Source organism: Pseudomonas sp. 37 R 15 (assembly GCF_900004865.1).
In the GTDB taxonomy this organism is placed as follows: Bacteria; Pseudomonadota; Gammaproteobacteria; order Pseudomonadales; family Pseudomonadaceae; genus Aquipseudomonas; species Aquipseudomonas fluorescens_AM.
Genome location: NZ_CVTV01000027.1, coordinates 19,523 through 40,731, shown reverse-complemented (window position 1 = coordinate 40,731; position 21,209 = coordinate 19,523). Strand labels below are relative to the sequence as shown.

Annotated in this window: 16 protein-coding genes; 10 read left to right on the top strand and 6 right to left on the bottom strand. The window is 60.5% G+C overall.

Annotated elements, in window-relative coordinates; translation table 11 throughout:
- Positions 1-79: 79 nt before the first annotated feature.
- Positions 80-1,999 carry an ATP-binding cassette domain-containing protein gene (locus BFQ04_RS08935; RefSeq protein ID WP_065950498.1) on the top strand — a complete coding sequence of 640 codons (1,920 nt, stop codon included), beginning with the start codon at positions 80-82 and terminating at the stop codon, positions 1,997-1,999.
- A 181-nt stretch (positions 2,000-2,180) separates the two neighbouring features.
- Here the strand turns inward: BFQ04_RS08935 and BFQ04_RS08930 are convergent, their stop codons facing one another.
- Entirely contained in the window at positions 2,181-2,621 is a 441-nt protein-coding gene (locus BFQ04_RS08930) for a universal stress protein (RefSeq protein WP_065950497.1), read from the bottom strand.
- 106 nt (positions 2,622-2,727) lie between these two features.
- On the opposite strand from BFQ04_RS08930, the gene BFQ04_RS08925 reads away from it, so the two are divergent.
- From BFQ04_RS08925 to BFQ04_RS08895, 7 genes are all read left to right on the top strand, one after another.
- Positions 2,728-3,165: a hypothetical protein gene (locus tag BFQ04_RS08925; protein WP_065950496.1), complete on the top strand. Its 438-nt coding sequence runs from the start codon at positions 2,728-2,730 to the stop codon at positions 3,163-3,165.
- Positions 3,166-3,737: 572 nt separating this feature from the next.
- A complete protein-coding gene (gene fadB, locus BFQ04_RS08920; RefSeq protein ID WP_065950495.1) occupies positions 3,738-5,885 on the top strand; it encodes a fatty acid oxidation complex subunit alpha FadB in 2,148 nt (715 codons plus the stop codon).
- A 29-nt stretch (positions 5,886-5,914) separates the two neighbouring features.
- Positions 5,915-7,090, top strand: coding sequence for an acetyl-CoA C-acyltransferase FadA (gene fadA, locus BFQ04_RS08915; RefSeq protein ID WP_024074080.1), 1,176 nt, complete (start codon positions 5,915-5,917; stop codon positions 7,088-7,090).
- Between the two features lie 98 nt (positions 7,091-7,188).
- Positions 7,189-7,425, top strand: a complete 237-nt coding sequence (locus tag BFQ04_RS08910; protein ID WP_065886336.1) for a DUF1653 domain-containing protein — start codon at positions 7,189-7,191, stop codon at positions 7,423-7,425.
- 114 nt (positions 7,426-7,539) lie between these two features.
- On the top strand, positions 7,540-10,161 hold the full coding sequence (topA, locus tag BFQ04_RS08905; protein ID WP_053136569.1) for a type I DNA topoisomerase: 2,622 nt from the start codon (positions 7,540-7,542) through the stop codon (positions 10,159-10,161).
- A gap of 191 nt (positions 10,162-10,352) precedes the next feature.
- Positions 10,353-10,874 (top strand): DUF6586 family protein, encoded by a 522-nt coding sequence (locus BFQ04_RS08900; RefSeq protein WP_065950494.1) that lies wholly within the window; start codon positions 10,353-10,355, stop codon positions 10,872-10,874.
- Positions 10,875-10,937: 63 nt separating this feature from the next.
- A complete protein-coding gene (locus BFQ04_RS08895; RefSeq protein WP_065950493.1) occupies positions 10,938-11,171 on the top strand; it encodes a hypothetical protein in 234 nt (77 codons plus the stop codon).
- A gap of 21 nt (positions 11,172-11,192) precedes the next feature.
- Here BFQ04_RS08895 and sulA read toward each other — a convergent pair whose 3' ends face one another.
- Together sulA and lexA are read right to left on the bottom strand one after the other, a co-directional pair.
- Complete coding sequence (gene sulA, locus BFQ04_RS08890; protein ID WP_065950492.1) at positions 11,193-11,666, bottom strand: SOS-induced cell division inhibitor SulA; 474 nt, start codon at positions 11,664-11,666, stop codon at positions 11,193-11,195.
- Between the two features lie 10 nt (positions 11,667-11,676).
- Positions 11,677-12,285 (bottom strand): transcriptional repressor LexA, encoded by a 609-nt coding sequence (lexA, locus tag BFQ04_RS08885; protein ID WP_017137423.1) that lies wholly within the window; start codon positions 12,283-12,285, stop codon positions 11,677-11,679.
- 263 nt (positions 12,286-12,548) lie between these two features.
- On the opposite strand from lexA, the gene BFQ04_RS08880 reads away from it, so the two are divergent.
- Together BFQ04_RS08880 and nagZ are read left to right on the top strand one after the other, a co-directional pair.
- Entirely contained in the window at positions 12,549-13,256 is a 708-nt protein-coding gene (locus tag BFQ04_RS08880; protein ID WP_065950491.1) for a TetR/AcrR family transcriptional regulator, read from the top strand.
- Positions 13,257-13,391: 135 nt separating this feature from the next.
- Entirely contained in the window at positions 13,392-14,402 is a 1,011-nt protein-coding gene (gene nagZ / locus BFQ04_RS08875; RefSeq protein WP_065950490.1) for a beta-N-acetylhexosaminidase, read from the top strand.
- A gap of 35 nt (positions 14,403-14,437) precedes the next feature.
- On the opposite strand, the gene BFQ04_RS08870 is transcribed toward nagZ, so the two are convergent.
- From BFQ04_RS08870 to mfd, 3 genes are read right to left on the bottom strand one after another with little or no spacing between them, the layout of a single operon-like run.
- Complete coding sequence (locus BFQ04_RS08870) at positions 14,438-17,125, bottom strand: DEAD/DEAH box helicase (protein WP_065950489.1); 2,688 nt, start codon at positions 17,123-17,125, stop codon at positions 14,438-14,440.
- A gap of 9 nt (positions 17,126-17,134) precedes the next feature.
- Positions 17,135-17,701 carry a CsiV family protein gene (locus BFQ04_RS08865; RefSeq protein ID WP_065950488.1) on the bottom strand — a complete coding sequence of 189 codons (567 nt, stop codon included), beginning with the start codon at positions 17,699-17,701 and terminating at the stop codon, positions 17,135-17,137.
- A gap of 11 nt (positions 17,702-17,712) precedes the next feature.
- Positions 17,713-21,162, bottom strand: a complete 3,450-nt coding sequence (gene mfd / locus BFQ04_RS08860) for a transcription-repair coupling factor (protein ID WP_065950487.1) — start codon at positions 21,160-21,162, stop codon at positions 17,713-17,715.
- Between the last annotated feature and the right edge of the window lie 47 nt (positions 21,163-21,209).

Here is a 21,209-nt window from a genome sequence, read left to right as displayed (position 1 = left end):
AACGTGTCGGCAGCGAAAATGCAGGCCGCATCCCACCCTCAACTCAGGTAGAATGCGCGCCCAGTTTTTGGAGAAGCGTATGACCCTGCTCAAATTCAGCGATGTGTCCCTTGCTTTCGGCGCTATGCCGTTGTTGGACAAGGTGTCCTGGCAGATCGCCCGTGGTGAGCGGGTGTGCATCATCGGCCGCAACGGCACCGGCAAGTCGAGCATGATGAAGCTGGTAAAAGGCGACCAGAAGCCCGATGAGGGCTCTGTCTGGCGCGCTCCGGGCCTCAAGATTGGCGAATTGCCGCAGGAATTGCCGGTAGCCGACGAGCGGACAGTGTTCGACGTGGTTGCCGAAGGCCTGGACGGGGTTGGCGAATTGCTTGCGCAATACCATCACCTGGCGCAGAACTGCGTCACCGAAGCCGACCTGGACAAGCTGATGCATGTCCAGCAAGACCTCGAAGCCCGCGATGGCTGGCGCTTGCAGCAACTGGTCGACAGCACCCTGAGCCGCCTGCAACTGCCGGCCGACAAGACCCTCGCCCAGTTGTCCGGCGGCTGGCGTCGTCGCGTGCTGCTGGCCCAGGCCCTGGTGTCCGAGCCGGATCTGCTGCTGCTCGACGAGCCGACCAACCACCTGGATATCGGCGCCATTGCCTGGCTGGAAGAAGCCCTCAAGGATTTCCAGGGCGCCGTGCTGTTCATCACGCACGACCGTTCCTTCCTGCAAAACCTGGCCACCCGCATCCTCGAACTGGACCGTGGCGGCCTGATCGACTGGAACGGCGACTACGCCAGCTTCCTGGTGCACAAGGAAGCCGCACTCTCGGCTGAAGAGACCGCCAACGCGTTGTTCGACAAGAAACTGGCCCAGGAAGAAGTCTGGATCCGCCAGGGCATCAAGGCGCGTCGCACCCGTAACGAAGGCCGTGTGCGTGCGTTGAAAGCGCTGCGGGTTGAGCGCAGCGAACGTCGCGAACGCACCGGCAAGGCCAATATCCAGCTCGACACCGCCGACAAGTCGGGCAAGCAGGTGATGGTGCTGGAGAACGTCAGCTTCCATCATCCGGAAGGTCCGTTCCTGATCAAGGACTTCTCCATGGTCCTGGCGCGCGGCGACCGTATCGGCCTGCTGGGCGCCAACGGTACCGGCAAGACCACCTTGCTCAAGCTGATGCTCGGCGGTTTGCAGCCAACCAGCGGCACGGTGGAAGAGGGCACGCGTATCGACGTGGCTTACTTCGATCAGTTGCGCCACCAGTTGGACCTGGAGAAAACCGTGATCGACAACGTCGCCGAAGGTCGCGACTTTATCGACATCGACGGCCAGAGCCGCCACGTACTCAGCTACCTGGGCGACTTCCTGTTCAGCCCGCAACGTGCACGTACGCCGGTCAAAGCCTTGTCCGGTGGCGAGCGCGCGCGCCTGCTGCTGGCCAAACTGTTCAGCAAGCCGGCGAACCTGCTGGTGCTCGACGAACCGACCAACGACCTCGACGTGGAAACCCTCGAGTTGCTCGAAGAAGTGCTGTTGACCTTCAACGGCACCGTACTGATGGTCAGCCACGACCGGGCATTCCTCGACAACGTGGTGACCAGCACCCTGGTCTTCGAAGGTGAGGGCAAGGTACGCGAGTACGTCGGTGGTTATCAGGACTGGCTGCGCCAGGGCGGATCGCCGCGCCTGCTGGGCGTGACCGAGAGCAAGTCCGGCAAGGCCGACCTGACCTCTGCGGTCGTCGCGCCTGTGGCCGCCGCTGCTCCGGTACAGGAAGCTGCGCCCGCCACCAAGAAAAAGCTCAGCTACAAGCTGCAGCGCGAGCTGGAAGCCTTGCCGGGTGATATCGATGCCAAGGAACAGCAGATTGCGGCAGTAGAGGCCGAGATGGCTGACGCCGGTTTCTACCAGCGCCCGGCAGCGGAAACCGCTGCGGTCATCGCCTCCCTGGAGACGTTGAACCAGGAGTTGGAAGCGCTGGTTGAGCGTTGGGCCGAGTTGGATGCCTGAGTGATCGGCCCGCAATGAAAAAGCCCGGCGCTGTTCTATGAGCGCCGGGCTTTTTCATATGAATGCGATTCAAGTGTGGGAGGGGGCTTGCCCCCGATAGCGGTGTACCCGTCAGCAGATATATCAACTGACAGAATGCTATCGGGGGCAAGCCCCCTCCCACATTGGATCGCCATCGATCTTACGAACTTTTAACCAACTTGACGGCCAGCACATCACACGGCGCGCCATGCAGCACATCATTGGCAGTGGAGCCCAACAGCAACGCCAGGCCATGGCGGCCATGGCTGCCGACCACGATCAGGTCGCAGCCTTGCTCCTTGGCCAGATGATGGATTTCCTGGCGCGGCTGGCCGTAGGTGAGGTGGCACGCGTCTTTAGTCAACTGAGGATATTTGACGATCAACCGCTCAAGACGCTCCTTGGCCTGGTCAAATTGCTGTTGCTGCAACTGGGAAAGATCCATGGGCACGTCGCCGCCGAAGGCCATGGCCATCGGCTCAACGATATGCACCAGCGACAGTTTGGCGCCATTGGCAATTGACGATTCCTGCGCGCGCTTGATCACTGGATCGCACTCTTCGGTCAGGTCGACGGCGACCAGAATATGGGTATAGGGCATGGGGCGTTCCTCCAGGGAGACTGCAATAGGTTCAGTATGGCTGCTTTCAAGCGGATCGGCTTGCGTCAGGTCAAATCCGCTCATCTAGAAATTCGGGAGTACACATATGACGGTCTGGATAGTGGTGTCAATCCTTGTTGTGGTGCTGAGCCCTTTGGCATGGCTGCGCCCCTCGCGCCACCAGAGCGGGCGCATGGCGCTGCGCATGGAGGCGCGCCGCATCGGGCTGGCCATGCAACTGGCGCCCCAGGAATGGCCGCACTGGCTCAAGCAAGAGCCGCCGAGCCCCTGCGCGCAGTACTGCCGGCCACGGCGCGGCAACGCGCCGGCCATCTGGAGTTACTGGCAGTGGGAACCGGGTGTGTGGGTCAACCAATGGCGCGAGGTGTGCGTGGATGAGAAGTTGTTGCCGCATTTTTCAACGCTGCCGGCTAACGTCTACAAGGTCGAGGCGGACAAGCAAATGATCGCCTTGTACTGGGGCGAGAAGGGCGATGCCAGTGTGTTGAAGGATATCGACGCGCTGCTCAAAGCCCTGGCCTGATAGGACCCACTCATTGTAGGCGCGAGCTTGCTCGCGAAAAACCCGAGAGCGCCGCGTTAAAGCCGAGTTAGCTGCGTTATGGGTGGCGATTTTCGCGAGCAAGCTCGCGCCTGCAGAAAAACCGGAAGGCCGGGCAATAAAAAGCCCGACTCATCATCGGGCTGGAGCTGGCCAGGCAGGCCGGTAAATCCTCAGGTTGCGGTTAGCCTAGCCGCCAATCCCTTTCTGTACAGCCTTTTCCCACATCTTTCCTATTATTGATCCTGTGAATAGTTGGATATTGACGGCTTGCTATCCTGTGCTCCGGGTTCTGAACTGACTGGAAAGTCGCGTTTTTCCTAGCCTTTGGAGCGATTGACAATTGCCTGGAATTGGATGAAGGTGGCGTACCCAAATCAAACGGGCGTATGAATTGAGCGTTTGTCCTACAGACGGCTCTGACATAACCCCGACTATCGCACTGGCGGGTGTGCCTGGCGGATTGGCGTGAGCATTGATGCAGGTGTCAATGTCCAACCAGAGGCCAGCGTTCGGTGTGTACTGTTCAGCTTCCATATCGTGGAGATCAGTTGATGATTTACGAAGGTAAAGCCATCACGGTTAAGGCTCTTGAAAGTGGCATCGTCGAATTGAAATTCGACCTCAAGGGTGAGTCCGTCAACAAGTTCAACCGTCTAACCCTGAACGAACTGCGTCAGGCCGTAGACACCATCAAAGCAGATGCTTCGGTCAAGGGCGTGATCGTCTCCAGCGGCAAGGACGTGTTTATCGTCGGCGCTGACATCACCGAATTCGTCGACAACTTCAAGCTGCCCGATGCCGAGCTGGTGGCTGGCAACCTTGAAGCCAACAAGATTTTCAGCGATTTCGAAGACCTCAACGTACCCACCGTTGCTGCGATCAACGGTATCGCCCTGGGCGGCGGCCTGGAAATGTGCCTGGCGGCGGACTTCCGCGTCATGTCGACCACTGCCAAAATCGGCCTGCCTGAAGTCAAGTTGGGCATCTACCCAGGCTTCGGCGGTACCGTGCGCCTGCCGCGCATCATCGGTGCCGACAACGCCATCGAATGGATTGCCGCCGGCAAGGAAAACCGTGCTGAAGACGCGCTGAAAGTCGGCGCCGTCGATGCTGTGGTTGCCCCGGACAAACTGGCCGAAGCCGCGCTGAACCTGATCAAGGGCGCCATCAGCGGCGAATTTGACTACAAGGCCAAGCGTCAGCCGAAGCTGGAAAAACTCAAGCTCAACGCCATCGAGCAAATGATGTCGTTCGAAACCGCCAAGGGTTTCGTGGCTGGCCAGGCCGGCCCGAACTACCCGGCGCCGGTTGAAGCGATCAAGACCATCCAGAAAGCCGCGAACTTCGGTCGCGACAAAGCCCTGGAAGTGGAAGCTGCGGGCTTCGTCAAACTGGCGAAAACCTCGGCGGCCCAGAGCCTGATCGGCCTGTTCCTGAACGATCAGGAGCTGAAGAAAAAGGCCAAGGCCTACGACGAGATCGCCCGCGACGTGAAACAGGCCGCCGTACTCGGCGCCGGTATCATGGGGGGCGGCATCGCTTACCAGTCGGCGTCCAAAGGCACGCCGATCCTGATGAAGGACATCAACGAGCACGGTATCGAGCAGGGCCTGGCGGAAGCCGCCAAACTGCTGGTGGGCCGCGTTGATAAAGGTCGCATGACCGCTGCAAAAATGGCTGAAGTGCTTAACGGTATTCGTCCTACGCTGTCCTACGGCGATTTCGGCCACGTCGACTTGGTGGTCGAAGCCGTTGTCGAAAATCCGAAGGTCAAGCAGGCGGTATTGGCTGAAGTCGAGGCGCAGGTCAAAGACGACACCATCCTGGCCTCCAACACCTCGACTATTTCCATTTCGCTGCTGGCTCAGGCCCTCAAGCGTCCGGAAAACTTCGTCGGCATGCACTTCTTCAACCCGGTGCACATGATGCCGCTGGTGGAAGTGATCCGTGGCGAGAAGTCCAGTGAACTGGCCGTGGCCACCACCGTTGCCTACGCCAAGAAAATGGGCAAAAACCCGATCGTGGTCAACGACTGCCCGGGCTTTTTGGTCAACCGTGTGCTGTTCCCCTACTTCGGCGGTTTCGCCAAGCTGGTCAGCGCCGGTGTGGACTTCGTGCGCATCGACAAGGTCATGGAGAAATTCGGCTGGCCCATGGGCCCGGCGTACCTGATGGACGTGGTCGGCATCGACACCGGCCACCATGGTCGCGACGTCATGGCTGAAGGTTTCCCGGACCGCATGAAAGACGACCGTCGTTCGGCGATCGACGCGCTGTACGAGGCCAAGCGCCTGGGCCAGAAGAACGGCAAGGGTTTCTACGCCTACGAGGCCGACAAGAAGGGCAAGCAGAAGAAAGTAGCCGACCCGTCGGTGCACGAAGTGCTGGCCCCGGTCATCTACGAGCAGCGTGAGGTGTCGGACGAAGACATCATCAACTGGATGATGATCGCCCTGTGCCTGGAAACCGTACGTTGCCTGGAAGACGGCATCGTCGAGACCGCCGCCGAGGCCGATATGGGCCTGGTGTACGGTATTGGTTTCCCTCCATTCCGTGGTGGTGCGCTGCGTTACATCGATTCGATCGGTGTGGCCGAGTTCGTTGCCCTGGCTGACAAATACGCTGATTTGGGCCCGCTGTACCACCCGACCGCGAAGCTGCGTGAGATGGCCAAGAATGGCCAGAGCTTCTTCGGTTAAGCGCCCAATCGACTAGAGCGAGAATATTTATGAGCTTGAATCCAAGAGACGTCGTGATTGTCGACTTCGGTCGCACGCCGATGGGCCGCTCCAAGGGCGGCATGCACCGCAACACCCGCGCCGAAGACATGTCGGCGCACCTGATCAGCAAGCTGCTGGAACGCAACGTCAAGGTTGACCCGAACGAAGTCGAGGACGTGATCTGGGGCTGTGTGAACCAGACCCTGGAACAGGGCTGGAACATCGCGCGCATGGCGTCGTTGATGACCCAGATCCCGCACACCGCGGCCGGCCAGACCGTGAGCCGCCTGTGCGGTTCGTCGATGAGCGCGCTGCACACCGCTGCGCAAGCGATCATGACCGGCAACGGCGATGTGTTCGTGGTCGGCGGCGTGGAGCACATGGGCCACGTCAGCATGATGCACGGCGTCGACCCTAACCCGCACATGTCGCTGTACGCGGCAAAAGCCTCGGGCATGATGGGCCTCACCGCGGAAATGCTCGGCAAAATGCACGGCATCACCCGTGAAGCCCAGGACGCGTTCGGCCTGCGTTCCCACCAGCTCGCCCACAAGGCGACCGTGGAAGGCAAGTTCAAGGATGAAATCATCCCGATGAACGGCTATGACGAGAACGGTTTCCTCAAACTGTTCGACTACGATGAAACCATCCGTCCGGACACCACCCTGGAAAGCCTGGCGGCGCTGAAGCCGGCGTTCAATCCAAAGGGTGGCACCGTGACGGCCGGTACGTCGTCCCAGATCACCGACGGCGCTTCGTGCATGATCGTGATGTCGGCGCAGCGTGCCCAGGACCTGGGCATCCAGCCGCTGGCGGTGATTCGTTCGATGGCTGTGGCGGGTGTGGACCCGGCGATCATGGGCTATGGTCCGGTACCGGCCACACAAAAAGCCTTGAAGCGCGCGGGCCTGACCATCTCCGATATCGACTTCTTCGAGCTCAACGAAGCTTTCGCCGCACAGGCCCTGCCCGTGCTGAAAGATCTGAAAGTACTCGACAAGATGAATGAGAAGGTTAACCTGCACGGCGGCGCGATTGCCCTGGGCCACCCATTCGGTTGCTCCGGTGCACGCATCTCCGGCACATTGCTTAACGTGATGAAGCAAAATGGCGGCAACCTTGGGGTTGCAACCATGTGCATTGGTCTCGGCCAAGGTATTTCCACCGTCTTCGAACGCGTTTAACCGTTCGCTTGACGGAAGCCGGGGCCCAGTGCCCCGGTTTTTGTTTTTTGGATTTTTTTAATATTTTTTTTCAACAAATTTTGTACGAGGGCCAGAGCATGAAAGTCGAACCAGGGCTCTACCAACATTACAAGGGGCCGCAGTACCGCGTTTTCAGCGTGGCACGGCATTCCGAAACCGAAGAAGAAGTGGTGTTTTACCAAGCCCTGTATGGCGAATACGGCTTTTGGGTGCGCCCCTTGAGCATGTTCCTGGAGACCGTCGAAGTTGACGGCGAGCAGGTCCCGCGCTTTGCTTTGGTCCAGGCAGAACCCAGTCTTTTTTCAGGGCAATAACCACAGGTCGCGCAGAATACTGCGCTTGACCTCATCTTGTTGCCACTATATATAGCGTTGCCGCGACAGGCGCCAACTGCCTTTCACTTCTCGAATTCAGGAATTTTCCGATCCATGGGCAAATCGCTGGTCATTGTGGAATCCCCGGCTAAGGCCAAGACCATCAACAAGTACTTGGGCAACGAGTACGTGGTGAAGTCGAGTATCGGCCATATCCGAGACCTGCCCACCAGCGGTTCGGCTAGCGCCAGCAAGGAGCCTGCCGCCAAGCGCGGCAAGGCGGCTGCGGGCGAAGGTCCGGTGCTCACCCCTAAAGAGAAAGCGCGCAAGCAGCTGGTCTCACGCATGGGTGTGGACCCTGACCATGGCTGGAAGGCCAAGTACGAAATCCTTCCGGGCAAGGAAAAGGTCATCGAAGAGCTGCGCCGGCTTGCCAAAGATGCCGACACCATCTATCTCGCAACGGACTTGGACCGCGAAGGGGAGGCTATTGCCTGGCACCTGCGGGAAGCCATCGGCGGTGACGACAGCCGCTACAAGCGCGTGGTATTCAACGAAATCACCAAGAAAGCCATCCAGGAAGCCTTCTCCAAGCCGGGCGAACTGGACATTGACCGCGTCAACGCCCAGCAGGCCCGACGTTTCCTCGACCGCGTGGTGGGTTACATGGTCTCGCCGCTGCTGTGGGCGAAAATTGCCCGTGGCCTGTCCGCCGGTCGTGTGCAATCGGTTGCGGTGAAGCTGGTGGTGGAGCGTGAGCGTGAGATCCGCGCGTTCAACCCCGAAGAGTATTGGGAAGTCCACGCCGACCTCGGCACCGCCAAGGGCGCCAACGTGCGCTTTGAAGTGGCCCGCGAAAAAGGCGAGGCCTTCAAGCCGCTGAACGAAGCCCAGGCCATGGCTGCGCTGGAAAAGCTCAAGGCCTCCAGCTACAGCATCGTCAAGCGTGAAGACAAACCGACCAGCAGCAAGCCGTCGGCACCGTTCATCACTTCCACCCTGCAGCAGGCCGCGAGCAACCGCCTGGGCTTTGGTGTGAAGAAAACCATGATGATGGCCCAGCGTCTGTACGAAGCGGGTTACATCACCTACATGCGTACCGACTCGACCAACCTGTCGCAAGACGCGGTGGCGATGGCGCGTACTTATATTGAAAGCGAATTTGGCAAGAAGTACCTGCCGGAAAAGCCCAACGTCTACAGCAGCAAGGAAGGCGCACAGGAGGCTCACGAAGCGATTCGCCCCTCCGACGCCAACACCGAGCCCAGCAAGCTGAGCGGCATGGAGCGCGACGCTGAACGCCTCTACGAGCTGATCTGGCGTCAGTTCCTGGCTTGCCAGATGCTGCCGGCGCAATATCTGTCGACCACGGTAAGCGTGGGCGCCGGTGATTTCGAGCTGCGTGCCAAGGGCCGTATCCTCAAGTTCGACGGCTATACCCGTGTGATGCCGCAGATCGCCAAGCCTGGCGACGACGATGTGCTGCCGGATATGGCTCAGGGCGATACGTTGAAGCTGATCAAGCTCGACCCGTCCCAGCACTTCACCAAGCCGCCGGCGCGTTATTCGGAAGCCAGCCTGGTCAAGGAGATGGAGAAACGCGGTATCGGTCGTCCTTCGACCTATGCGGCGATCATTTCCACGATTCAGGACCGTGGCTACGTGGCGCTGCACAACCGTCGTTTCTATTCGGAAAAGATGGGCGATATCGTCACCGAGCGTCTGTCCGAGAGCTTCTCCAACCTGATGGACTACGGCTTCACCGCCGGCATGGAAGAGAACCTCGATGACGTGGCCCAGGGCGAACGCGACTGGAAAAACGTGCTGGACGAGTTCTACGGCGACTTCAAGAAAAAACTCGAAGTGGCCGAGAGCCCTGAGAGTGGTATGCGCGCCAACCAGCCGGTCATGACCGACATTCCGTGCCTCACCTGCGGCCGGCCGATGCAGATTCGTACCGCCTCCACCGGCGTGTTCCTGGGGTGTTCGGGCTACAGCCTGCCGCCCAAAGAACGCTGCAAGGCCACCGTCAACCTGGTACCGGGCGATGAAATCGCCGCGGATGACGAGGGTGAATCGGAGTCGCTGGTGCTGCGTGGCAAGCACCGTTGCCCGATCTGCAGCACGGCGATGGATGCCTATCTGCTGGATGAAAAGCACAAGCTGCACATCTGCGGTAACAACCCGGATTGCAACGGCTACGAGATCGAAGAGGGCACCTACCGCATCAAGGGCTACGAAGGTCCGAGCCTGGAGTGCGATAAGTGCGGCAGCGAGATGCAGCTCAAGACCGGGCGTTTCGGCAAGTTCTTCGGTTGCACCAACCCGACCTGCAAGAACACCCGCAAGCTGCTGAAAAGCGGTGATGCGGCGCCGCCGAAAATGGATCCGGTGAAGATGCCCGAGCTCAAGTGCGAGAAGGTCAACGACACCTATATCCTGCGCGACGGTGCTTCGGGCCTGTTCCTGGCCGCCAGCCAGTTCCCGAAAAACCGCGAGACCCGTGCACCGCTGGTGCTGGAGATCGTGCCGCACAAGGACGAGATCGATCCCAAGTACCACTTCCTGTGTGAAGCGCCGAAGAAGGACCCGGATGGTCGCCCAGCCGTGATCCGCTACAGCCGCAAAACCAAGGAGCAGTACGTGCAGACCGAAGTCGACGGCAAGCCTACCGGCTGGAAGGCGTTCTACGACGGTGGTAAGTGGAAGGTCGAGGACAAGCGCCAGGGCGCTTGATTGAGTAATCTGGGAAATACCAAGGCCGCCTTTATAGGCGGCCTTTTCTTGGTGTAGGAGCGAGCTTGCTCGCGAAGGTCGTTAACGATGACGCGAGAAATCTGATACACAGTGGTGCTCTAAAGTTTTTCGCGAGCAAGCTCGCTCCTACAAGCCAGCATCAGGCCTAATTCGTTGTGGAGATTGCCGTCATGGCCAACGAACTCTATACCCGTACCAATCAGAAAATTTATTTCGCGGGTTTGTCCCTGGAGGCCCTTGGCCGTGCCGAGGTGGGGAAGGAGATGAATGCCATCGCGCTGGTCCAGGCGGGGCGTGAAGCCGCTTTGTTTCACCTGTACGGCGCCTTGCTGGGGCTATGCCATGAAATCGCCGGGTTCTACCGCCTGCCCCAGGCAGGTTCGCCCCGTGCTGAAATGATCATGACCCGGGAAGTATTGGACACCATGGCTATCCCGGAATTGGCCGAGTTGGTGGAAATGGCCCAGAGCCCGGACAGTTGGGTAGCGCGCCTGCTCAAGGCACATGCCGACATGTTCCAGCCGCCCCGTGTCCCTCATGTACCCAAGGGTGATGTGACGCAGCCATTGATCATGGCGGTTTCGTTGGAAGCGGAGGAACCCAAGCCTTTGAGTCGCGAAGAGCTGGAAAGCTGGCGCCAGGCGCTGAAAAAGCTGGCATTGCGCTTTCGCGAAGGCCTGAACGAGTGCTGAGCGGGCAAGCCTGCACGCGACAACACTGATATAATCCCACGCTTTCGTGGAGAACAGACTTTTATGCCAACGTCCTTTCTGGAAATTGTTGAACTGCCTGACGGCCGAATCGAGCTGCGCCGGGCTGAGGACGAAGGTTCTCTGGTCACCCTGAACTTCTCCGAAGACGCAAAAGCGTTCCTGCAAGGCCAGCATGTGGAAGTGGCTAAAGCCATGTTGAGCGTCGGGGTGCAAATGGCCGGTCGCCTGGCTGAAGGCGAGCCGGAAAAGGACGATGGCCCAAGGGTTCTTCACTGAGCCCGGTGTAACCGTTCACCCTTATCCCAATCGAATATTCAAGCTCTGCGCATCACCTGTGTGAGCGGCACTGATCAACTGCTGCTTGGCCGTTGCGCTCAACGGGTTCAGCCAGCTCACCACGGTATGGCTGCGGCCCAGGCGCAAGGCTTCACAGGTCAACTGCTGGGCACTCTGTGCGCCCCTTGGCTGCAGCAACAGAATCCTTTCACGGTTGAGGCCGGCATCCCGTAGCCAAGCCTGGGTCAGGCTGGCGGGCGGGGCGATCAGGGTCAACCAGCGCGCGTCCTGCTCTTGACTGAGTTCGCGAAGGATCGGCGCCAGCAGGCTCAAGCAGCTCCCGGCAGCACCACGCAACGACAATTCACTGAATACCTCGGGTTCACAGCTCCAGGGAGCTTCGACCGTTTCCTTGAGGAGGGGCGCAAGGGGTTGAGCCATGAAGGCCTCGAACAGCGACAGTTGTGTGTGTTGTGGGGTGTGCACGAGCTGCATGATGTCTCCTTTAGCGGCGAATGACGCCGACACTCAAGCCTTCGATCACCAGGTCCTGGTCTTTGAGGTTCACTTCAATCGGCGCGAACTCCGGGTTCTCGGCCATAAGCCAGACCTTGCTGCCTTCACGCTTGAAGCGTTTGACGGTGACTTCATCGCCGATCCGGGCCACGACGATCTGGCCATTGCGGGCTTCGCGGGTGGTGTGAACGGCCAGCAGGTCACCGTCGAAAATGCCCACGTCCTTCATACTCATGCCGTGCACACGTAGCAGGTAGTCGGCACGAGGATGGAAGAAGGTCGGGTTGATGTTGCAGGATTCCTCGACGTGCTGTTGCGCCAGGATCGGTGCACCAGCGGCCACTCGACCGATGATCGGCAGCGTCGATTCGTCGGCCTTGGCTTCGAAACCAGGGATGCGTATACCGCGTGAAGCCCCTGGGGTCATTTCGATCGCGCCTTTGCGAGCGAGGGCCTTAAGGTGTTCTTCAGCAGCGTTGGGAGACTTGAAACCCAGTTCCAACGCGATTTCGGCGCGTGTCGGTGGATAACCGTTGTCATCAAGGCAGCGCTTGATAAAAGCCAGAATCTCAGCTTGGCGTGGCGTCAGTTTTAGCATGTTGATCGCTCTGTCTTTTTATACAGTGACTGGGATTATATACAGTGAATCGCGCTTGGCAATCATCCTTTTTTGCGCCTCCGCTGGACGGTCATTCATCCGCGTTACTGCAAGGCGAAGATAGCGCTGCCTACAGACCGTGGAGGATGTGATTAAATAGCGACGAAATAGATGACTGCCCGGCCGGAAAACGGGCGCGCAGGCTTGACAAGACATACCCTGAAACGTATGTTTCAAACAAGTGTTTGTCAGGCGGAGTAGCCATGGCCCAGTCGGAAACCGTTGAACGCATTCTCGATGCTGCCGAGCAGTTGTTCGCGGAAAAAGGATTTGCTGAAACTTCATTGCGGCTGATCACCAGCAAGGCCGGGGTCAACCTCGCCGCCGTGAACTATCATTTCGGCTCAAAAAAGGCCCTGATCCAGGCGGTGTTTTCGCGCTTTCTGGGGCCGTTCTGCGCCAGTCTCGACCGTGAACTCGAACGTCGCCAGGCTAAAGCCGATAACACGCCAAGCCTGGAAGAACTGCTGGAAATCCTGGTTGAGCAAGCCCTGGTGGTTCAACCGCGCAGCGGCAATGACCTGTCTATCTTCATGCGCCTCCTGGGCCTGGCGTTCAGCCAGAGCCAGGGTCACTTGCGACGTTACCTGGAAGACATGTACGGCAAGGTATTCCGTCGCTATATGTTGTTGGTCAATGAAGCCGCTCCGCGCATTCCTCCGATCGAACTGTTCTGGCGCGTGCACTTCATGCTCGGCGCCGCCGCCTTCAGCATGTCCGGGATCAAGGCGCTGCGCGCGATTGCCGAGACCGATTTCGGCGTCAATACGTCCATCGAGCAGGTGATGCGCCTGATGGTGCCGTTCCTCGCCGCAGGCATGCGCGCCGAAACCGGTGTGACCGATCAGGCCATGGCTGTGGCCCAATTGCGCCCGCGCAGCAAATCCACACCCGCCCTCGCCAAGGTTTGACCGTCGCGGGTGTGCGTGGCCGCTTGCATCCGCTAAGCTAGCCGCCATGCCGATTTCAGCTATTTACGCGCAACCCGTTGTACTTACCGTACCTGGTAGGAGTGACGGGTTGTGCGCGTTATTTAAGGAAGATTTATGACTGCTGCCCTGCAAGGTTCTTTGATGGTCGACGTTGCCGGTACCTGGCTGACGGCCGAGGATCGCCATCTGTTGCGCCAACCTGAAGTGGGCGGCTTGATCATTTTTGCGCGCAACATCGAGCACCCGCGCCAGGTCCGCGAGTTGAGCGCGGCGATCCGTGCGGTGCGCCCGGACCTGCTGCTGGCGGTCGACCAGGAGGGCGGACGCGTGCAGCGCCTGCGCCAGGGCTTCGTGCGCCTGCCGGCCATGCGCGCGCTGGCGGATAAACCCAACGCCGAGTCCCTGGCCGAACACTGTGGTTGGATCATGGCCACCGAAGTGCTGGCCGTGGGCCTCGACCTGAGTTTTGCGCCGGTGCTTGACCTCGATTACCAGCGCAGCGCCGTGGTCGGCACTCGCTCGTTCGAAGGCGATCCCGAGCGCGCTGCCGTGCTCGCCGGTGCCTTTATCCGTGGGATGAACAGCGCCGGCATGGCTGCCACCGGCAAGCACTTTCCCGGTCACGGCTGGGCCGAGGCCGATTCCCACGTTGCGATTCCCAATGACGAGCGCAGCCTGGAACAGATTCGCGCCAATGACCTGGTACCGTTCGCACGCCTGAGCAGGCAATTGGCCGCCGTGATGCCCGCCCATGTGATCTACCCGCAGGTGGACAGCCAGCCGGCCGGTTTCTCACGCCGCTGGTTGCAGGACATCCTGCGCGGCGAGTTGCAGTTCGACGGGGTGATCTTCAGTGATGACCTGTCCATGGCGGGCGCCCATGTGGTGGGCGATGCGGCGAGTCGCATCGAGGCGGCGCTGACGGCCGGTTGTGACATGGGGCTGGTGTGCAATGACCGTGCGGCTGCCGAGCTGGCGCTGAGTGCGGCGCAGCGGATGAAGGTCACCCCGTCGGCGCGGATTGCACGTATGCGGGGTCAGGCAGTTGCGTCGACGGACTATAAGCAGGATCCGCGTTGGTTGACAGCGCTTAGCGCGTTGCGCGATGCGCAGTTGATCGACTGAAGACTGCGTCGCGCCCATCGGGGGCAATCCGACAGTCAGCGCTTTTCCTGCTTATTGGGCAACGGCGCAAACAGCGCCTCGATATCCTCATTACCCAACTGCCAGTCCCCAGTCGTACGCCCGTCCAGTACACCCGCTGCCAGGTCGGACTTCTCCTTCTGCAAGTGCTGGATTTTTTCCTCCACCGTGCCCCGGGCTATCATCTTGTACACGAACACCGGCTTTTCCTGCCCGATGCGATACGCACGGTCGGTGGCCTGGTTTTCGGTGGCGGGGTTCCACCACGGGTCGTAGTGGATCACGGTGTCGGCTTCGGTCAGGTTCAGGCCGACGCCGCCCGCTTTGAGGCTGATCAGGAAAATCTGCAGTTTGCCGCTCTGGAAGTCCTTCACCGGTGTGCGCCGATCACGGGTCTGGCCGGTCAGCAAGGCGTAGGCGATTTCGCGTTTCCTCAGTTCAGCCTCAATCAAGCTCAGCATCGACGTGAACTGCGAGAACAACAGTATCCGCCGCCCCTCGGCAAACAATTCCTCAAGCATCTGCATCAGGCTGTCGAGCTTGCCCGAGCTGCTGCCGCGGGCGGGTAGAGTGGCGTCGTTGACCAGGCGCAAATCGCAGCACACCTGGCGCAATTTGAGCAGTGCCTCAAGGATGATGATCTGGCTGCGGGCCACGCCCTTGCGGGTAATCTCGTCGCGGACCTTTTTATCCATGGCCAGGCGCATGGTTTCGTACACGTCGCGCTGTGCTTCATTAAGATCGACCCAGTGGATGATCTCGGTCTTGGGCGGCAGTTCCGTGGCCACCTGCTCTTTGGTGCGGCGCAGCAGGAACGGTTTGATCCGACCGTTGAGGTGCTGCAATCGCACTTCACTGGCGCGTTTTTCAATCGGCACGCGGTAATCGCGGTTGAAGCTTTTCACGTCGCCCAGCCAGCCCGGCAGCAGGAAGTGGAACAGCGACCACAGTTCGCCCAGGTGGTTTTCCAGTGGGGTGCCGCTCAGGCACAGGCGCTGCCGTGCATTCAGCTCGCGGGCCGCTTGAGCCGCCTTGCTGGTGGGGTTCTTGATGTATTGGGCTTCATCGAGAATCAGCACGTGCAAGGGCAGGGCGGCGAGATGTTCGATGTCCTTGGGCAGGAGGGCGTAGGTGGTCAGCAGCAGGTCGTGGTCCTGCAGATTGGCGAAGTGCTTCTTGCGCCCGGCACCGTAAAGCGCCAACACCTTCAGTTGAGGGGTGAAGTGCGCCGCCTCATCGAGCCAGTTGGGGATCAGGCTGGTGGGCATCACCACCATGCACGGCCTGTCCAGACGACCGGCGGCTTTCTCGGTAAGAATATGCGCAAGGGTCTGCAAGGTTTTACCCAGGCCCATGTCATCCGCAAGAATTCCACCCACCTCCAATTGGCGCAGCGACTGCATCCAGCTCAGGCCTTCCAGTTGGTAAGGGCGCAAGGTTGCATTCAAGCCTTCAGGCGCCACACAGGTGAAATCCTTGATGTCACGCAGACGCTGGGCAAAGTTGCGGATCTTCTCGCCGCCTTCCCATTGCAGCGGCAGGTCTTCCAGCGGGTTCAGGCGAATGGCATCGGCCTTGGCCAGGCGCAACGTGGTGCTGCCGGCTTCCTGCAGGTAGAACTCGCCGAGCGTCGCCAGTACCGGTTTCAAGCGTCCATAAGGCAGCGCCACCTGCAGCGGACCGTGGCCGTTGGGCAGGCCGGGAATATTCACCAGGATGAGTTCATCATCGCGACGTCGGGCGAGTTTTTCCGGATTGAGGATCTCGGTGTGGGAGCGCATCAAGTTGAGCAGGATCGGCAGCAGGCTCAGCTGTTCGCCGTTGACGATAATCCCAAGCTCCAGGTCGAACCAGTCACGCTCGGGGGCTTCATCGACGCTGGCGTACCAGTCGTCTACCGGGCTGAGGTCGAAACCGAAGTCTTCATCGATCTGCAGCTCCCAGTCCTCGGCCCGCAGCGCGGGGGATGCGTTGAGGGTGAAATTCAACCAGGCGCTGTCATTGACCATCTCGAACAGTTCGCCGGCACTCTCCGGCAGCGCCTTGCTCTGGCGCGTGGCGATCTTGAAGCCGAGCAGGCGCAGTTGCTCGCGATACGCTTGTTCCAGCTCCGGATGGCGCTTGATGCGCAGGCTCTGGGTTTCCTGGCGCACGATGATGTCGGCGTTCTTTTGCCCGCTGACATAATTGCCCAGATAGTTGAACGACAGCGCCGCGCGATGCTGGATGTAACGCTGCATCTTGCCATTGCGCGGCTCGAACGCGCTGAACTCCACACTGGCCAGCCACAGGCGCGGCACGGGGCGCACATCCTCCATGACCACCTGCGGCAGCACCACGCGGTTATCCAGTACCGCCTGGAGTTTGCCCAGCAACTCGGCGTCCTGGGCCGCCGCCGGGTAGGCCAGGGTTTCCTGGACCTTGAGCAGCACTGCAGCGATATGTTTGCAGTTGGTGTGCACCGGGCAGGTACAGCGGCTGTCCACCAGAATCAGCATGCCCTTGGCCGATTCGCGCAACGAGATGGTTTGCCGGTACACGTTGCTGCCCGACCCTTCGCAACTGGCGGTGATAGTGCTGTCGCCGGACTCGACGATGCGCACCCGATTCTCCAGCGCATAACGCCGCCCGCGCTCCAGGCTTTGTTCCTTAAAACGATTGGCCCAGGAAGGGGCCAGGGGTTTGGTCAGTGATGACGGGGGCATGGCGCTGGATCAGTCCTGCAGGTCGGGCGGTGGTGCGCTGGGCGGCTTGGCGGTCAGCGAGGTGATCTTGATCAGCAGCGCCAAGTGGCCGCCATCCAGGTAGTTGAGCTGGTTGTTCTTGGTGCGTACATCCTTCTGGCTCAAGTGTTCGCTGGCGATCACGCTGCCGTTGCTGTCGAACTGGTTGATCCAGAAGTCGGCATCGATGTCGGTGAAACGACCCAGCTGCAGGTTCAACACACCCTCGATAGGGAATTGGCCGAACTGCTCCTGGCCGTCAGTGATGGCGATCTTCACCGGTTGCTCGCCCAGGTTCTGTTCCCAGGCTTTGTGCGCGAGCACGGTGTAGTTGGAATCGGCGCGCAGCTTGTCGACGATGTTACCCAGGCGCGGCGGGCTCATCCGCTCGCCCAGGCGCGGCGCACCGCCATCCCAGTTTTCCGGGGCCGCGCGGCTGTTGATCACAGGCTCCGCATTCTGGCGCACCAGGATCATTTCCACCTGGTAGGGGCTGTCGGCAAAGGCTGAAGGCGCGAGTACCACCAACAACAGGCTCAGAATGCGGAACACGCGCATGGAGGCGTCCTTCAAGCGGATTTCGGAATGAGGCGCTCAAACAGCGCCTCCAGGGTATTGAAGCGTTCTTCGGCACGTTCCATCGGCACCATGAACTTGAACAGCGTAGCCCCTTCGAACTTGTAGCGGTTGGGCTGGCCCTGGATCAGCTTGATCAGTACCAACGGGTCCACCGGCGTCTGGGCTTCGAATTCGATACGCCCGCCTTGCGGCCCGGCGTCGACCTTCTTGATGCCCAATTGCTCGGCCTGCAACTTGAGCAGGGTCAGGCGCACCAGGTTCTTGGTCGGCTCCGGCAACAGACCGAAGCGGTCGATCATTTCCACTTGCAGGTCCTTGAGACCTTCTTCGTCGGTGGCCGAGGCAATGCGCTTGTACAGGATCAGCCGCGCATGCACATCCGGCAGGTAGTCTTCGGGAATCAGCGCTGGCAGGCGCAGGTTGATTTCCGGGCCACCGCCCAGCGGTTGATCGAGGTTCGGTTGCTCGCCCTTGCGAATGGCTTTCACCGCGCGTTCCAGCATCTCCATATAGAGGGTGAAACCCACCGCCTGGATCTGCCCGCTCTGGCCGTCGCCGAGCAGTTCGCCGGCGCCACGGATTTCCAGGTCGTTGGTGGCCAGCACAAAGCCTGCGCCCAGGTCCTGGGTGTTGGCGATGGCTTCCAGGCGCTTTTCTGCATCGCTGGTAATTTGCTGGCGCGGCGGCGTCAGCAGGTAGGCATAGGCTTGGTGGTGGCTACGCCCGACGCGGCCGCGCAACTGGTGCAACTGGGCCAGGCCGAACTTGTCGGCGCGCTCGATGATGATGGTGTTGGCGCTGGGCACGTCGATACCGGTCTCGATGATGGTCGAGGCGATCAGCACGTTGAAGCGCTTGTGGTAGAAGTCGCTCATCACCTGTTCGAGTTCGCGCTCGCGCATCTGCCCGTGGCCGATGGCGATACGCGCTTCCGGCACCAGTTCGGCGAGGTCGGCGGCGCACTTCTCGATGGTCTTCACATCGTTGTGCAGGTAATACACTTGGCCACCGCGCAGCAATTCGCGCAGCAGCGCTTCCTTGACCGTGCTTTTGTTCTGCTCCATCACGAAGGTGCGCACCGACAGGCGGCGCGCCGGCGGCGTGGCGATGATCGACAGGTCGCGCATGCCCGACACCGCCATGTTCAGCGTGCGTGGAATCGGCGTGGCGGTGAGGGTGAGGATGTCGACTTCACTGCGCAGGGCCTTGAGTTGCTCCTTCTGGCGCACGCCGAAGCGGTGTTCTTCGTCGATGATGACCAGGCCCAGGTTCTTGATCTTCACATCGTCCGACAGCAGCTTGTGCGTGCCGATCACGATATCGATCTTGCCTTCGGCCAGGTCGGCAATCGCGGCATTGACTTCCTTGGCCGATTTGAAGCGGCTCATCACTTCCACCGTCACCGGCCAATCGGCAAAGCGGTCGCGAAAGCTGTTGTAGTGCTGCTGGGCGAGCAGGGTGGTTGGCACCAGAATCGCGACTTGACGGCCACCGTGCACCGCAATGAAAGCTGCGCGCATCGCCACTTCGGTCTTGCCGAAGCCCACATCGCCGCACACCAGGCGGTCCATCGGCTTGGGCGCGAGCATGTCGGCGCGCACCGCTTCGATGGTGGTCTGCTGGTCGGGGGTTTCTTCGAAGGCGAAGCCGGCGCTGAAGGTGGCGTAGTCGGCTTTCGGGTCGGCGAACGCATAACCTTCGCGCGCGGCACGGCGGGCGTAGATGTCGAGCAATTCGGCAGCCACGTCGCGCACCTGTTCGGCGGCCTTGCGCTTGGCTTTCTGCCAGGTTTCGGAGCCCAGGCGATGCAAGGGCGCCAGCGCGTCATCGCTGCCGGTGTAGCGCGCGATCAAGTGCAGGCTGGCCACCGGCACGTAGAGCTTGGCGCCTTCGGCGTATTCCATGGTAAGGAATTCGGCGGCCTGGTTGTCGATTTCCAGGGTTTGCAAACCGAGGTAGCGGCCCACGCCGTGGTCGATGTGCACCACGGGCGCGCCTTCGCGCAGTTCGGTGAGGTTCTTGATCACCGCATCGTTATTGGCATCGGCGCGTTTTTCGCGGCGGCGACGCTGCATCACGCGTTGGCCGAACAGCGGGCTCTCGGCGATCAGTGCCAGGGCCGGATCATCCAGCAACAGGCCTTCATCCAACGGTGCGATGGTGATCGCCAGGCGTTCTTTACTGTTTACAAAATCCGGCCAGCTGTCGACGGTCTTCGGTCGCAGCTTCAGGCGCTCCAACAACTCCAGCAGCACCTCGCGGCGGCCGGCGGACTCTGCGGTAAACAGCACGCGGCCAGGGAAGTCGCCGAGGAAGTTGGACAGCGCCTCCAGCGGCTGTGTGGCTTTGGCCTGGATAGCCAAATCCGGCAGCGCCGCTGCGGGGAAGCGCTCGCGGCCACTGCCGGCGTCCACATCCTGCTGGCTGGCCACAACGCGCGGCCAGCTTTTCAGGCGGGCGAAGCAGTCTTCGACCGGCAGGAACAATTCGGCAGGCGGCAATAAAGGCCGGGACGGGTCGACGCGGCGCTCTTCGTAGCGGTTGCGTACGTCGTTCCAGAAGTTTTCCGCCGCCTGTTCGATGCCCGGCAGCGAGAACACCTGGGTGTCCTGGGGCAGGTAGTCGAAGAGGGTGGAGGTTTCATCGAAGAACAGCGGCAGGTAGTACTCGATACCGGCCGGGGTAATCCCGCTACTCAAGTCCTGGAAGATCGGGCAACGGCGGAAGTCCACGTCGAAGCGCTCGCGAAAGCGCGCCTTGAAACGCGTGACCGCGTCTTTTTGCAGGGGAAATTCCCGTGCCGGCAGCAACTTGATCGACTCGACTTTATCGATGGAGCGCTGGTTTTCCGGGTCGAAGGTGCGCAGCGTTTCGATCTCGTCATCGAACAGGTCGATGCGATACGGCAACTTGCTGCCCATCGGGAACAGGTCGATCAGCGCACCGCGCACCGCAAACTCACCGTGCTCGTACACCGTGTCGACGCAGCGGTAGCCGCTGGCCTCCAGGCGCGTGCGCATCTGCTCCACATCAAGCTTCTGGCCGATGTCCAGCACCAAGCTGCTGCCGAGCAGGAATTTGGTCGGCGCCAGGCGATGCAGGGCAGTGGTGATCGGCACCACCAGCACGCCGTGAGCCAGTTCCGGCAGGCGGTACAGGCTGGCGATGCGCTGGGAAATGATGTCCTGGTGCGGCGAGAACAGGTCGTAGGGCAGGGTTTCCCAGTCCGGGAAATGCAGCACCGGCAAATCGGGGGCGAAGAAGCTCAGCTCCTGCTCCAACCGTTCGGCGCTTTGGCTGTCGGCGGTCAGCAGCAGGGTAAAGCGCTTGGCTGCACTGGCAGCCTCGGCAATGGCCAGGCTCAGGGCGGCACCGGGCAGGTTGCCCCAGTGCTGTTTACCTGCCGCGGCAGGGAGTAGCGGTAGACGCAGAACGGGCACGGAAGGTTGAGCTCCAAGCGTTGCGACAAAGTCGGTAATTGTAACGG